This window comes from Flavobacterium hankyongi (assembly GCF_036840915.1).
GTDB classification, from domain to species: Bacteria; Bacteroidota; Bacteroidia; order Flavobacteriales; family Flavobacteriaceae; genus Flavobacterium; species Flavobacterium hankyongi.
In genome coordinates this window covers 517,649-532,853 of sequence record NZ_CP085725.1, presented here as the reverse complement: position 1 = coordinate 532,853, position 15,205 = coordinate 517,649, and the positions used below count along the sequence as shown (strand labels likewise).

General features: G+C 29.9%; 10 protein-coding genes. 4 read left to right on the top strand and 6 right to left on the bottom strand.

Going from position 1 to position 15,205, the window contains the following annotated elements:
• Positions 1–123 precede the first annotated feature (123 nt).
• The 3 genes from LJY17_RS02490 to LJY17_RS02480 form a co-directional block, all read right to left on the bottom strand.
• Positions 124–978, bottom strand: coding sequence for a KPN_02809 family neutral zinc metallopeptidase (locus LJY17_RS02490; RefSeq protein WP_264542292.1), 855 nt, complete (start codon positions 976–978; stop codon positions 124–126).
• 26 nt (positions 979–1,004) lie between these two features.
• The gene (locus tag LJY17_RS02485) at positions 1,005–7,163 is read right to left on the bottom strand and encodes a PAS domain S-box protein (RefSeq protein WP_264542291.1); all 6,159 of its coding nucleotides are present in this window, start codon (positions 7,161–7,163) and stop codon (positions 1,005–1,007) included.
• Positions 7,164–7,245: 82 nt separating this feature from the next.
• On the bottom strand, positions 7,246–8,463 hold the full coding sequence (locus tag LJY17_RS02480) for a glycosyltransferase family 4 protein (protein WP_319800117.1): 1,218 nt from the start codon (positions 8,461–8,463) through the stop codon (positions 7,246–7,248).
• Between the two features lie 81 nt (positions 8,464–8,544).
• Between LJY17_RS02480 and LJY17_RS02475 the strand changes: the two genes are divergently transcribed.
• Positions 8,545–9,126, top strand: a complete 582-nt coding sequence (locus LJY17_RS02475; RefSeq protein ID WP_264542290.1) for a tRNA-(ms[2]io[6]A)-hydroxylase — start codon at positions 8,545–8,547, stop codon at positions 9,124–9,126.
• Positions 9,127–9,213: 87 nt separating this feature from the next.
• A complete protein-coding gene (locus tag LJY17_RS02470; protein ID WP_264542289.1) occupies positions 9,214–10,008 on the top strand; it encodes a TIGR00266 family protein in 795 nt (264 codons plus the stop codon).
• Positions 10,009–10,066: 58 nt separating this feature from the next.
• Here the strand turns inward: LJY17_RS02470 and LJY17_RS02465 are convergent, their stop codons facing one another.
• Both LJY17_RS02465 and aroC read right to left on the bottom strand, forming a co-directional pair.
• A complete protein-coding gene (locus LJY17_RS02465) occupies positions 10,067–11,326 on the bottom strand; it encodes a dicarboxylate/amino acid:cation symporter (RefSeq protein WP_264542288.1) in 1,260 nt (419 codons plus the stop codon).
• On the bottom strand, positions 11,326–12,393 hold the full coding sequence (aroC, locus tag LJY17_RS02460) for a chorismate synthase (RefSeq protein ID WP_264542287.1): 1,068 nt from the start codon (positions 12,391–12,393) through the stop codon (positions 11,326–11,328). Before aroC ends, LJY17_RS02465 begins: the two co-directional genes overlap by 1 nt.
• A gap of 154 nt (positions 12,394–12,547) precedes the next feature.
• Here aroC and LJY17_RS02455 point away from each other — a divergent pair, with 154 nt between their 5' ends.
• Positions 12,548–13,363 (top strand): UDP-2,3-diacylglucosamine diphosphatase, encoded by an 816-nt coding sequence (locus tag LJY17_RS02455; RefSeq protein ID WP_264542286.1) that lies wholly within the window; start codon positions 12,548–12,550, stop codon positions 13,361–13,363.
• A 75-nt stretch (positions 13,364–13,438) separates the two neighbouring features.
• On the top strand, positions 13,439–13,993 hold the full coding sequence (locus LJY17_RS02450) for a hypothetical protein (protein WP_264542285.1): 555 nt from the start codon (positions 13,439–13,441) through the stop codon (positions 13,991–13,993).
• A gap of 30 nt (positions 13,994–14,023) precedes the next feature.
• On the opposite strand, the gene bshA is transcribed toward LJY17_RS02450, so the two are convergent.
• Positions 14,024–15,172 carry an N-acetyl-alpha-D-glucosaminyl L-malate synthase BshA gene (gene bshA, locus LJY17_RS02445; RefSeq protein ID WP_264542284.1) on the bottom strand — a complete coding sequence of 383 codons (1,149 nt, stop codon included), beginning with the start codon at positions 15,170–15,172 and terminating at the stop codon, positions 14,024–14,026.
• Positions 15,173–15,205 lie beyond the last annotated feature (33 nt).

Below are 15,205 nucleotides of genomic sequence, written 5' to 3'. Positions count from 1 at the left end.
ATTACTAATAAATAAAATACTGAAAATTAAAATTTTGTTTAATTATTTTTTAATAAATTTAAACAAAAATAAAATTGAAACCAAAAAAAGCCGGTAAATACCGGCTTGAATAAACTAAATTTTCTATTCTAATTCTGTAAAAGTATCACCTTGCTTAATATCACCCGTTTTATAACCTTTCATGAACCAATATTTTCGTTGTTCAGAAGTACCATGAGTAAATGATTCTGGTTCGACATGTCCTTGCATTCTTTCCTGAATAGCATCGTCGCCAACTGCTTCAGCAGCACTTAATGCCTCATCTATGTCATCAGCGTCTAAATTTTGCTGATTATATCTTGCCCAAACTCCCGCATAAAAATCAGCTTGTAATTCCAAAGCCACAGAAAGTTTATTACCTTGAATCTGATTCATTTTAGACTGTAATTGACGAACTTTATTCGAAGTTCCTAAAACCGTTTGAATGTGATGTCCAACTTCATGTGCAATAACATATGCAATAGCAAAATCTCCTCCTTTGGCTCCAAAACGTGTTTGTAATTCATTAAAAAATGCCAAATCCATATATACTTTCTCATCACCAGGACAATAAAATGGCCCAGAAGCAGCCGATGCACTTCCACAAGCAGTTTCTACTGCATCCGTAAACATAACCATTTTTGGAAAACGATATTCCATATTATTCTCTTGAAATATTTTTTGCCAAGTATCTTCATTATCAGCAAACATTGTTGATACAAATTCGCCAACGACTTTTTCTTCTTGTGTTAATTCCCTTTGTTCTGTTTGAGTTGTTGTTTGTTGAGTTTGAGTTTGTTCAAGCAAATTACCAATATTTTGACCTGTCTCCCCTCCAAATAAGTTTAGTAATAAAATGATGATTCCGATTGCACCTCCTCCAGCAACAACTTTGCCACCAGTTGACATTCCTCTTCTATCTTCAACATTATCACTTTGACGTCTACCTTGCCATTTCATAGTTTTATAAGTTTAGTTTATAGTAATTAATTTTGCTGTAACCATTTAAACAAAATACTTTCGAAAATATCCTTATCAATTGGTTTAGATATATAATCATTCATACCAGACTCAATGCATTTTTCTTTCTCTCCTTTTATTGTACCTGCTGTTAGTGCAACTATAGGCACTTTTGGATTAAACTTTCTTATGTCTAATGCTGCTTCATATCCATTTTTGATTGGCATTTGAATATCTAAAAGTACTAAATCTGGATTTACTTCGCTACATTTTTCAACACCAATTTTACCATTACTTGCCTCAAAAATTATTGCATCTGGAATAATTTTCTTAATCATAGTCCTTGCTAAAAGCATATTAATTTTGTTGTCTTCAACGACTAATACTCTTTTGGATGAACTGAAAACAGATTTTTTATGAATCAAACTAATATCTTCATAATTTACTTCCATTTCTCTAACATCGATATCATATTCTGAATCAATTGTATCTTCAAAATATTTAGCCTCCAATTCGAAATAAAAAGTACTACCTTTATTTATCTCACTCTCCAACTCTAATTTACTATACATTAATTTCAGGATTTTATTAGAAATTGCCAGACCCAAACCAGTTCCTCCATATTTTCTGGTAGTTGAATTATCTTCTTGTGAAAAAGGTTCAAATATTTTTTCTTGATTTGCTTTCTTAATACCAATTCCGCTATCTATCACTGAAAATTTAAGTTTAGCGTTTGTTTCCGTTTTACCAATAAATTCAATTTGAAATTGAACTTTACCTTTGTTAGTAAATTTTACAGCATTAGAAAGTAAATTAAGTAATACCTGCTTAATTCTTAATGCATCTGTCACAATATACTTAGGTACTTCTTTATCTATTTTTAATGATAATGAAATATTTTTTTGTTCCGAATCAAATCGAATAATATCGATAATTTGATGTGAAAGTTCATAAAGGTTTGTCTTTTTATACTCTAACTCTAACTTACCTGTTTCAATTTTAGAAAAATCCAGAATGTCATTAACTACATCTAATAAAATGTCTGCTGAATGATTAACTGTTGCTAAATATTCCTGTTGAGAATTATCAAGTTGTGTTTCCTTTAATATACTTGAAAAACCAATGATAGCGTTTAAAGGTGTACGTATTTCATGGCTCATATTTGCCAAAAATTCAGATTTAGCTTTACTAGAGGCTTCAGCATACTCTCTTGCTTTGATTTCAGATTCGATTTCTTTTTTTGCTGTGATATCAAACAAAATTCCTTCGATGAAGGCTATTTTTCCATCTCTTAAAATTACATCACCAAATTCTTCAACCCATATATAATCGCCACTACTTTTTCTGAGTCTATAAACAACATGGAAAGATGAGTGATTTTCGATACGTTCTGTGGTATATTCTTTTAAATTTTGTCGATCATCTGGGTGAACTAAATCAATAAGAGAAATTTGTTTGTCTAAAAAGAGTGATTTTTTATAACCAGTAAGAACTTCAATTTCATCATTTAAGAAAATTTTAGTCCAATTTTCATCGTTTTCAGACAAATAAACTGTTCCTGGAATATTATTGGTTAATAATTTAAATCGTTGTTCACTTTCTTGCAACAATCCTTCATTTTGGACTCTTTCAATTGCTGTTGATATGTTATTTGCTAAAATTTGAAGTACGCCAATTTCATCATCTGACCATTTTCTACCATTTGTACAATCATCAAAACCTATCGATCCATAAAATTGATTTTTTACAAAAATTGGAAATATTAAAATGGTCAAAATTCCTTGATCTTTCCAGCGTTTTTTTATATCTGGATTTTTAACTTCATCAACAACTGCATTATACACTTTGTTTTCCATTATAAAATCCAGAAATTCTTGTGATTTTTCATATGGAAGGTTTTGCAACAATGGGTTATCTAATTGTACAGAAATGTTAGCATTTACCCATTCATTTTTTTGACTTAAAGTTTTGGTGGCTGGGTCGTCTTGAAAATAATATACTCTATCAATTTTTGAGGCCTTACCAATGATTGGAAATATATCATCAAAAATTGTATTTAAATCTTTTCCTTTTAATAATTTTTCTGTTGAAATAGCGATTGCAGATAATATTTCTGTTTTTATTTTAAGTTTTTCTTCTGTTTCTAAACGCTTTTGTGACTCTATCGCAATTGCGATAACATCCGCAACTGAACGAGCAAAATTTATATCATCATTGTCCCATTTTCTAAATTCATGCGTTATCTCAAAACATAAAATTGCAGCAATTTCTCCATTAAAAATAATAGGAACATCTAGCATTGATTTTATATCATTTTGAGGCAAATATTCATCTACAAACTCTCTAACACTTTCTGTGTTATAAACATCTGAAGCTATAATAATATTATCATTTTCTAAAGCCTTAAAATAATTAGGACATTCTGAAAGATTAGTTGTAAAATTTCCAATAAAAGAATCTTCATAAAGTTTATATAAAATAATGCAATCCAGAGCTGTTCTACTATAGTTCCAGTAACTAATTCGGTCAATATTGGCTCCTATAGCAGATGACTTAAGAATTTCTTTAAGAATGTCAACAAAACTTGTCTCTTCAGGATAAATTTTTGTTACTAATTTATTAATTGTTTTGTTATATAATTCGTTTTTTTCTTGTCTGTTTTTTTGTTCTTTTTCTATATTTTTCAGAATGGTTATATCACGAGCAATAGCTGCATATCCTATTACTTTTCCGTCTGTATTACGGGATAAAGAAACTTTTTGTGATACCCATAATTTCTCTCCTGACTTTTTAAGAACTGGAAACTCTAAAAATGGTATCTCATCTCCATCTAAAGATGTATTTACATAAAATTGAATAACTTGTTCTGTGTAATCTGGATGAATTAATGAGGTAAAATGCTTGCCTATATATTCTTCTCTTGAAAATCCCAAAAGCTTTTCTGTAAACTTATTAATGAAAGTAAAATAACCTTTAATATCTGTTTCATAGATCATATCTGAAGCAGATTCTATAAGCTTTTTATATTGATTTTGAACTTCAACTTGTTCTGTAACATCTTGTCCAATACCTACATATAAATCATCAGAATATTTAGAGTCTTTCCATTGAATGAATTTATAACTTCCATCTTTACATTTTAGTTTTCTGATATAAAGTCCTTCACTTATTTTATAATTAATTGTTGAAAATTCATCATCTTCAGTTAATTTCCAATAATTCATTCCTTTAACTTCATAAACATTATATCCTAAAATTTGTTGAATAGTTTCGCTACAATAAACAACTTCTCCTTTTTTATTTACTGCCAAAACAAGAGAAGTTCCTTTATTTACAATATTATCTGCAAATAAAAATTTATCTTTTGCATTTAGATTTACAATATATCGTACCTGATTAAGAATCGCTATTATGAAACAACTATATAAAAAAGCAACCATAACTTCTCTAGTTATAGCATTTGAGGTATAAAGTGCTATAATAAGTCCAAAAACTAAAAAAACATACAACCAATAGTATCGTATTGTTTTAAACACACTATAGGAAAGGAAAAATGCAACTAAAAAATCAAGAAATGCTGCAATATTATTTGGAAAAAAAATCATTTTCCTAACAGTCTCAACTGCGTAAATAAAAAGAAATAATGCAAATAAATATCTTAGATTATTTTGTATGATTTTAATTTTTTTACTTAGCAAATAAACCCCAATAAGGATAATACCAACTAATATATTAAACTGGAGTGTTTCTACTTCTCTAACATTTGTGATTTCTATTATAAAATCTATTAGAGGAATTAATATTCCTAAAAAGAGAAAGTATAAGCCAAATTGCTCATTTGAAGAATCAGCCTCAGCATAGTTTTTTACAAAATCTTTGTTGTATTTAGCTGTTTTGGTAAAAATCAAAGAAATCACCAAATAAATAATTGCAATTCCTCCAATAATAAACCACCAACTTAAGTAGAAAGGTTTTTCAATTCTAAATGCATAACTCGCAATAGGACTAATTGGGCGACCTATATTATCAACAACTCTAACCTTAAAAGTATAATTTCCAAAACTTAAATTTGAATAATTAATAGATCGCTGCTGTGTTGGCTTAGACCATTTTGCTTTTTCTAAACCTTCAAGTATGTACGAATATGAAGCATTTTTTGAAATATTATTATTAATTGTTAAATAAGTGAAAGTTAAATCGTCGTCATTTTCATCAAATATATAGCCTTGAGGAGGTAAATTTTCCCAATGATTTTTTGAAGCTTCCCATTTTTTTGAATCATTAAATAAAGCTAAGCCTGTAATTTTAACCTTCACATTTTCATTAAAGTTGGTTCTATAACTACCTAAGCATTGATACAATCCTTTTACGGTAGCCAAATAAATATCACCTTCTTCATCTTTATATTGAGCTCTCATATTAGTTTCAAGCCCAGTGAAACCATTTTTAGAATTATAATTATTAATGTAAATAATTTTTCCCTCTCCATCTATTTTTACTTTAGCCAATCCAAAATTTGTACCTATCAAAAGATCACCTTCATTATTAGCGATAAGTGTATAAATTAATGTTGATAAAAGTCCATTTTTTTCAGTATAAATCTTCTTGTTAAAATTTTTATCTATAAATATTAACTTTTTATCACCAGAGAACCAAAAATTCCCATAGCTATCTTTAGTTCCTACTGATATTACATCTGCAAATATTTTTTTTGTTAAATAAAACTTTCGTTTCTTTCTTTTTAAAATAAATAATCCATCACTTGATCCTAAGTACCAATTATTATTACTTAACTCTAAAATTGTAGAAACATTATCGCTAAAATTCATGTTTCTTTTGATTCTTGTTACGAGTCTGAAGTTTTTATCTAATATAAATAAGCCATGTCCAAAGGTTCCAACAAAATATTCTCCTTCTTTATTTTGAAATAATGAAGTAACTTTTAAATCTTCATTATTTACAAACTTCCTTAAATCTATTTTTCTTATTCCTCCTTTTTCAAGAATAGCCAATCCTTCTGAACAACCAAAAACAGATTTTTTATTATTATCAATGAAACCTGCACGTGAATCTTGAACTGGAAGTTTTCTAAGTAATTTAATTTCATTTGTACCCTTAAATAGTACTTCATTTACAAACTTACTATCTTGAGAAAAATATAATTTGTCATTATTTTTAAAAACACAAAATGCAGAAGACGAGCTTAGTGCTTCTATATTTGAAAAATTTATAAATTGTTGAGGGGAAGTAACAAAAAGTCCAGTAGCGCTTGTGGCTATATATAAGTTTTTAGTTTTATCTTGAAAAAAAGAGTTAACAAGATCTCCATCAAAACCATTAGATTTATCAAAGAAAACGTGAAAACTACCATGGCTTAAACAAACACCTTTAGTGTCATAACTACTTAACCATTTACTTTCACGCTTAGTTACATAAACATTTTTAATAGAAAACGGTTTACCATTATTATCTTTAATTATATCTGGTTTCGATAATTTATCATTTTCATAAGTAAAAAGTTCTGCTTTATCTGTACCAATAAAAACTTTTCCGTTTGGGCTTTTACTAACTGTAGTTCTTCCATTTACTTCATTTGGAAAAAAAGGAGTTAATATACCCTTTTCAAAACTAAATACCCCATTTTCAGACGCTAGTAAAAGTTGTCCCGATTTTGCTTCCACTGCAGCATTGATTTGTTTAAAGGGTTTGGAGAATTTTAAAAGAGTATTTATTTCATAATTCGGTTTTATTAAAAATAGTTCATGGGAAGTAACAACTATAATACCTTTTCTTGTATTTATAGCTTTAAAAACTAAATTTGAAGTAATTTTGTTATTACTTTCATTAAATTCTTTAAAAAAATGCAACCCATCATAAATGTATACACCGTTATATTTTGTCCCAATAACTAGATTACCACGCTGATCTTCTACAATATCTGTAATAAATTCGCCTGATAAACCTTTATTTTGATCAAAAATCTCATAAGATATTCCGTCATACTTAATCAAGCCACCACCATCGGTACCAATCCATAAATAATCTCTACTATCCTGAAAAACAACATTTATGTTAGCAGATGATAATCCGTCTTCTTGATCTATGCGTCTAAAATCATATATCTGACCAGATACATGAATGGTAATAAAATATAAGATTATAAAGTAGAAGTACTTTTTAAGCATCAACAAAAATTTGATAGAATAGTTATAGCCGACCATTAAAGTTATATAGAAATTTGTTAAAAAACTATATTTTTTGAAATAATCACCCTTTATTTTTCTCTTCAATCCATTTTGACATAAATTTTGTTGAAGCAAATTGATTTTGAAGCAATAGATTTCCTGTAAAATTATTAATTCTATGGGTCGTAATGTATCTCGTAAGATGTTCTATTTTTAGCTTAAAATTAGACTCATAATCTTTCTTATTGAATCTTTTAAACAAAATGCCCATTGATTTTTGTTGCATTTCATTCCAAGTTTTTTCATCAGAATATAAACGAATTGCTTTTTCAGAAAATTCAGCAAAATTGTCTTGCACAAAGCCATTCCATTCTTCCTGACTGGTAATTCCTTCTGCTCCAACTTGTGTAGTAATACTTGGGGTTCCAACTTGCATTGCTTCTAATAGTTTTCCCTTTATTCCTGCTCCAAATCGTAAAGGTGCTAATAATACCCTAGCATTTTCGATCACCTTCAAAGCATTATCTACCCTACCCTTTATTAAAAAACCTTCTTTAGCATTATGCAATTGTTCTACTTTTTGCGAACTATACGCTCCATAGATATTCAAATTAACTTCAGGCAGATTCTTTTTAATTACGGACCAAAAAGACTTCAATTGTAAAACAGCATCGTAATTAGGCTCATGTAAAAAGTTACCAATAAAAACAAAGTCTTTTCTTTCTTTAAAAGGTTTAAAACTGTTTTTAACGTCAAAGAACATTGGCAAATAAAATAACAATGAAGAATCTATTTTGAAAACATCCTGTAAAACAACCATTTCAAAATCTGAAACCATTAGTGATAAATCGCAACGATAAATACTTGCAATTTCTCGCTTTGCTGTTTCTTCTTGTAATAAATCTTCTAACTCAAATTTTTGACTTTTTTTGACTGCTTTTTGCCTAGCATAACGCAAACAATGTAAGTCTTCTGTATCTAAAATTCTAATAGAATTTGGACAATTTTCAACAACTCTCCAGCCAAATTGTTCTTCAGAAATAAACCTATCAAACAACACTATATCAGGATTTAAATCTTTAATATATAAATCAAAACTTGAATTATTTAATTCAATATTTTTCTTTTCAATATTAATGGAATTTAAATCAAATGAGAATTCACTTTCTTGAGCCGAAGATGCAAAGACCACTTTATAATCTTGCTCTTGAAATAATTCAATTAACTGTAACATTCTGATTCCGGCAGCCGAGGAATTTGGTTCCGGAAAAACTAAACCTATAACTAAGAGTGTTTTCAAAAAATATATTTTTTAAACAAAAATAGATATAAATCATAAATCATAAATAAAATGTAATTTTGCACTTCAATCTTGAAAAACATGTTAGGATTAAAATTAAAAACCGACCCAAGATGGGCAAACATTGCTGAGGATAATTTGTCTGAAATTTTATCTGATCACGCATGGTGTGAACAAAAAGCAGCTACAAATGCAATCAATTTGATAATAAACAATTCTGAAAAGGAAGATTTAGTAACCGAGATGACTAAAATTGCTATTGAAGAGATGGACCATTTCAGAATGGTTCATGACATTATTAAAGCAAGAAATTTTGAATTTACTCGTGAGCGTAAAGATGATTATGTAGGATTGCTGACAAAATTTTTAAAAAAAGACGGCAGTAGAGATCAATCGATGATAGATCGTTTACTTTTTGCTGCGATGATTGAAGCAAGAAGTTGCGAACGTTTTAAAGTCCTTTCTGAGAACATAAATGACGAAGAACTATCAAAATTTTATAGAGAACTAATGATATCTGAAGCGAATCATTATACAACGTTTTTAAATTTTGCCAGAAAATATGGCGAAAGAGAATATGTGGACAATCGCTGGAAACAATGGATTGAATATGAAGAAAGCATTATTGTAAACTTTGGTAAAAAAGAAACCATTCACGGATAAAAATTAAAGCGTTCAAATTTGAACGCTTTTTTTGTAACATTTTTTTTAATTGAAACTCTAATAAATCAAACTTAAAAAACTAAAGAAATGCAAGCACATGAAATAGATTACCATATTTATGGTGAAGAAATGCAATATGTAGAAATAGAACTTGATCCTCAAGAAGTGGTTGTTGCAGAAGCAGGAAGCTTCATGATGATGGATAACGGAATCAAAATGGAAACCATTTTTGGTGACGGTTCTGGACAACAATCTGGAATGTTAGGAAAGCTTCTAAATGCTGGAAAAAGAATGCTTACTGGGGAAAGTCTATTCATGACCGCATACCAAAATCAAGAATCTGGCAAGAAAAAAGTATCTTTTGCTGCTCCATATCCGGGAAAAATTGTAGCCATTGATTTAATGAAATACGGAGGGAAATTTATATGTCAAAAAGATTCATTTCTTTGTGCAGCAAAAGGAGTTTCTGTAGGCATTGAATTCTCAAGAAAATTAGGGAGAGGATTATTTGGAGGAGAAGGTTTTATCATGCAAAAAATTGAAGGAGATGGAATGGCTTTTGTGCATTCTGGTGGAACTTTGGCTCGCAAAGAATTACAATCTGGAGAAGTTTTAAAAGTTGATACTGGATGTATTGTTGGCTTCACTAAAGATGTAGACTATGACATTGAGTTCATTGGTGGAATCAAAAATACACTTTTTGGCGGTGAAGGAATGTTTTATGCTACTTTAAGAGGTCCTGGCGTGGTCTATATTCAATCATTACCTTTTAGTCGTTTAGCTGGCAGAATAATTATGGCTTCTGGAATGGCAGGAGGAAAAGAAGAAGGAAGTTTACTAGGAGGTTTGGGGAACTTACTAGATGGTGATAACAGATTCTAATAACAAAAAAAGCGACCTAAAGGTCGCTTTTTTAATATCCATATAAATGATATGATATTTAATCTTTTTCCCACTTCCCTACTACCGAAGTTGCTAATGCATTTCCTAATACATTTGTAGCACTTCTAAACATATCACAAAAATGATCTATTGGTAAAATCAAAGCTATTCCTTCGACTGGAATATCAAACATACCACAAGTAGCAGCTACAACCACTAAACTTGCTCTTGGAACACCTGCAATACCTTTACTGGTTAACATCAACACAATAAGCATTGTCATTTGTGTACCTAAATCTAAATGGACGCCGTAAGCTTGAGCTATAAAAATACTGGCAAAAGTCATATACATCATACTTCCGTCAAGATTAAAAGAATATCCTAAAGGAAGCATAAATGATACTATTTTGTCTTTTACACCAAAACGTTCTAATTCTTCTGTTAATTTAGGAAAAACAGCCTCACTACTTGTTGTACCAAAAGCAATTACTAAAGGAGAGATAATATGTTTTAATAAAACAGTCATTCTTGATTTTAAGAACAAATAACCTATCAATAATAAAACAATCCATAATGATGAAATACCTACCAAAAACGAACCAAAGTATTTAGCATAAGTCAATAATAATTCACCTAAATCACGAATAGCAAAAACACCAGCAATAGCTCCAAAAACCCCAAGTGGGGCAAATTTCATTACATAATTCACCATTTTTAAGATGATGTGTGATGTTTTATCTAAAGCATTAACAACAGCCTTTGTATAGTCTCCCAAAGAAGCTGCAGCTAAACCAAAAAAGATAGAGAAAATTACAATCTGTAAAATTTCATTAGTTGCCATTGCTTCAACAACACTCTTAGGTATAATGTGTTCTACAAAGTTTTGAGCCGAAAAATTTTGAGTTTTTTCTGTAACTTCAGTTGCTGCAGACACATCTACTCCACTTAAATTTAATCCAGTTCCAGGTTCCAAAATATTTACCCAAAACATTCCTATTATAAGTGAAATTAAAGATGCCGTTAAAAACCAACCTAATGCTTTACCACCAATTCTTCCAACCGCTTTAATATCACCAAGTTTAGCAATTCCAACTACCAATGTTGTAAAAACCAAAGGAGAAATAATCATTTGCACTAAACGAATAAATATTGTCGCCAACATTTTTATATAGCCGCTAAACTCTTTGGCAGCATCAGCTGAATAATTATTATGAATAAAAATTCCAAGTACTGCACCCAGAATCATAGCAACTAAAATTTGAACAGTTAAATTTGAAAAAAGTGACTTTTTTTCGTTTGGTGTATTTGTAATTTCCATTATTTAGTTTGATAGATTTTGTTTAGTAAAAAATAATCTGTAATAACAAGAGCTGCCATTGCCTCAACAATAGGAACAGCGCGAGGTACAACACAAGGATCATGACGTCCTTTCCCTTGTTGTTCAATAATTTCTCCTTTATTTGTTAGTACTTCTTGTTTTTGAAGTAACGTAGCAACAGGTTTAAAAGCAACTCTAAAATAAATATCCATTCCGTTACTTATACCTCCTTGAATACCTCCTGAAAGATTTGATTTAGTAGTACCATCAGGATTAAATGAATCGTTATGATCACTTCCTTTAATTTTTGCACTACAAAAACCTCCTCCATATTCAAAACCGTGTACTGCGTTTATTGAAAGCATCGCTTTACCCAATTCAGCATGTAGTTTATCAAAAACTGGTTCTCCAAGGCCAATTGGTACATTTTGAATAACACAAGTAACTGTACCACCAACGGTATCCCCTTGTTTTTTTATTTCTTTAATATAAGTTTCCATTTTTGCTGCTGAAACTTCATCAGGACAACGCACAGGATTTGATTCTATTTTTGAAAAATCTAAGTCCTGATATGGTTTATCCATAAATATTTCTCCAACAGAAGAAACAAAAGCATTAATTTTTATATCTGGAATGACTTGTTTTGCAACAGCTCCAGCAACTACTCTACTCGCCGTTTCACGAGCAGAACTACGTCCACCACCACGATAATCACGAATTCCGTATTTCTTTTCATAAACATAATCGGCGTGACTAGGACGATAGGTATCCTTTATATGCGAGTAATCATCTGACTTTTGATTTGTATTAGGAATTATAAAACCTATTGGAGTACCTGTAGTTTTTCCTTCGAATAAGCCTGATAAAAATTGAACTTCGTCTTCTTCTTTACGTTGTGTTACAATTGAAGATTGCCCGGGTTTTCGACGCTGCATTTCATTTTGAATTGCATCAAAATCTATTGTGATTCCTGCAGGACAACCGTCTATAATTCCGCCCAAAGCTTCTCCATGAGATTCACCAAAAGTGGTTATTTTAAAAAGGTTTCCGAAACTGTTTCCTGCCATTTTAAGTAGTTTGAAACAAATGTAAGATTAATGTTGAAAGATTAAAAGTTAAATATTGAAAAGTTGAAAGATTAGCATTGATTTCTTAACGATAAATTTCTAATTAGTTAATATCATTTTTTTTTATTTGTTAAACTTCAAATGAATCTATATTTTGAAAAAAAGAAAAGTTGAACTCGTTGTGATATCTGATATTCATTTAGGCACTTACGGTTGTCACGCAAAGGAATTATCAAATTATTTATCTACTATAAAGCCTAAAACTTTAGTCCTAAATGGTGATATAATAGATATTTGGCAATTTAGAAAATCATACTTTCCAAAATCGCATTTACAAGTCATAAAAAAAATAATCACGATGGCTTCTAAAGGTACAAAAGTATATTATATTACAGGAAATCATGACGAAGCACTTCGCAAGTTTAGTGACACATTCATGGGAAATTTTTCACTATTAGATAAATTAGTACTTGACTTAGACGGAAAAAAGACATGGATTTTTCATGGAGATGTATTTGATGCCTCTGTACAACATTCTAAATGGATTGCTAAACTTGGAGGTTTTGGTTACGACTACCTTATTCTAATCAATAGATTTATAAATTGGTGCTTGCATAAAATGGGAAGAGAATCCTATTCATTTTCCAAAAAAATAAAAGCCAGTGTAAAAAAAGCGGTAAAGTTTATCAACGATTTTGAAACTACTGCTACTGATTTAGCTATTGATAAAAATTACGATTATGTAGTTTGCGGACATATTCATGAGCCAAAAATTAAAGAAGTAGAAAATAAATTCGGAAAAACTTTATACTTAAATTCAGGAGATTGGATTGAAAATTTAACTTCTCTGGAATACAACAACAAAAGATGGAAATTATTTAATTATCAGGAAAGTACAATTTCAAATTTAGAAAATGAAGAAGAAAATCTATTTGAAATGGAGAATTTAATAAGTTCGATTCAAGTTTAAAGTCAAAAAAAAATATGAATCAATATAATATTTGTATATTTATTCTCGTTAAACGTTAAACAAAATTTTTTAACTATGAGAAAAATATTTTTATCGGCTTTTATGATTTTAGGGTTAGCATTTAACTCTCAAGCTCAGGAAAAAAATGCTATTGGTATTCGATTAGGTGATAATGATGGATTTGGAGGAGAAGTTTCCTACCAAAGATATTTAGGAAAGTCAAATCGCCTTGAGTTAGATTTAGGAATTAGAAATAATGATTTTAATCATGATTATTATTATGCTGGATATAACTATGGTTATAGATATAAATCTAGTTCTACAAAATTAGTTGGTTTATATCAATGGGTTTGGAATATTGATAATGGCTTTAAATGGTATGCTGGTCCTGGAGCAGGAGTTGGTATTTGGAGTTCTAAAGATTACAACGATGGTAGATATAACTACAAAGGTGATTCAGGAGCTTTCTTTGTTCTTGCTGGTGATATAGGAATTGAATATAATTTTGATTTCCCTTTACAATTATCATTTGATTTTAGACCTGAAATTTACATTAGTGATGATTATGGAGACTTAAGAGATGGCAACTTTGGACCTGATTTTGGAATCAGTGCTAGATATCGTTTCTAATAATAAATAAGTTTAAAAATAAAAAACACCTTAACTTTTAAGGTGTTTTTTATTTTGTTTTTTTACTACTTTAGAATAGAGTTCTTCATAAATAGGAACAATTTTTTCTATTGAGAATTGTTTGGCCGTTTCAAAGGCATTGTCTTTAAACTTTTGAAGTTCTTTTTCATCAGAAAGTATTTTTAAAGCATTTTTAGCCATATCGTCTACATCTCCAACATTACTTAGATAACCTGAAATACCGTGGAAATTAACTTCTGGCAAACCTCCTGAATTACTAGAAATTACTGGTACACTACAAGCCATGGCTTCAAGAGCGGCCAAACCAAAACTTTCAGTTTCTGATGGTAATAAAAATAAATCTGAGTAACTTAATATTTGATTTACTTCTGTACTGTTACCAAAGAAAATTACTTTGTCAGTAATTCCTAATTCCTCACACAATTCCTCTGCTTTTATCTTTTCTGGTCCATCACCTACCATCATCAATTTAGCAGGTGCTTTTTGTTGAATTTTATAAAACACCTTAACAACATCAGGAATATTTTTCACCTTTCTGAAATTACTAATATGTGTAATAATTTTCTCTTCAGGTCTTGCCATTACAGATCTTTTGCAATGTATATTATCTTCTATTCTATTGTCTAATTCAATAAAATTAGGTATTACCTGTATTTCATTTTTAATATTAAATAATCTAAGCGTATCATCTTTTAAACTTTGTGATACCGAAGTCACTATGTCAGATTTATTGATACTAAAGGTAACAGCAGGTTTATAAAAAGGATGATTTCCTACTAAAGTAATATCGGTTCCATGTAGCGTAGTTACCATAGGAATTTTTATTCCTTCGTCTTTTAACATTTGTTTTGCCATATAACCTGCATAAGCATGAGGAATAGCATAATGCACATGAAGTAAATCAATCTTGTGCAATTTAACCATATCAACTAATTTACTTGACAATGCTAATTCATACGGTTGATAATGAAATAAAGGATACTCAGGAACATTTACCTCGTGATAATGTACATTTGGATTAAGAAGTGCTAAACGTACTGGCTGACGATATGTAATAAAGTGAATTTCGTGTCCTCTTCGGGCTAATTCAAGGCCTAACTCTGTGGCTACCACACCACTACCCCCAAAAGTTGGATAACAAACAATGGCTATTTTCATACTACTAAAATACTTAAAAACAGATGATATTAG

Coding starts and splice junctions, on each gene's coding strand:
- LJY17_RS02490 (WP_264542292.1), bottom strand. CDS start 978: ATGAAATGGCAAGGTAGACGTCAAAGTGATAATGTTGAAGATAGAAGA.
- LJY17_RS02485 (WP_264542291.1), bottom strand. CDS start 7,163: ATGCTTAAAAAGTACTTCTACTTTATAATCTTATATTTTATTACCATT.
- LJY17_RS02475 (WP_264542290.1), top strand. CDS start 8,545: ATGTTAGGATTAAAATTAAAAACCGACCCAAGATGGGCAAACATTGCT.
- LJY17_RS02470 (WP_264542289.1), top strand. CDS start 9,214: ATGCAAGCACATGAAATAGATTACCATATTTATGGTGAAGAAATGCAA.
- LJY17_RS02465 (WP_264542288.1), bottom strand. CDS start 11,326: ATGGAAATTACAAATACACCAAACGAAAAAAAGTCACTTTTTTCAAAT.
- aroC (WP_264542287.1), bottom strand. CDS start 12,393: ATGGCAGGAAACAGTTTCGGAAACCTTTTTAAAATAACCACTTTTGGT.
- LJY17_RS02450 (WP_264542285.1), top strand. CDS start 13,439: ATGAGAAAAATATTTTTATCGGCTTTTATGATTTTAGGGTTAGCATTT.
- bshA (WP_264542284.1), bottom strand. CDS start 15,172: ATGAAAATAGCCATTGTTTGTTATCCAACTTTTGGGGGTAGTGGTGTG.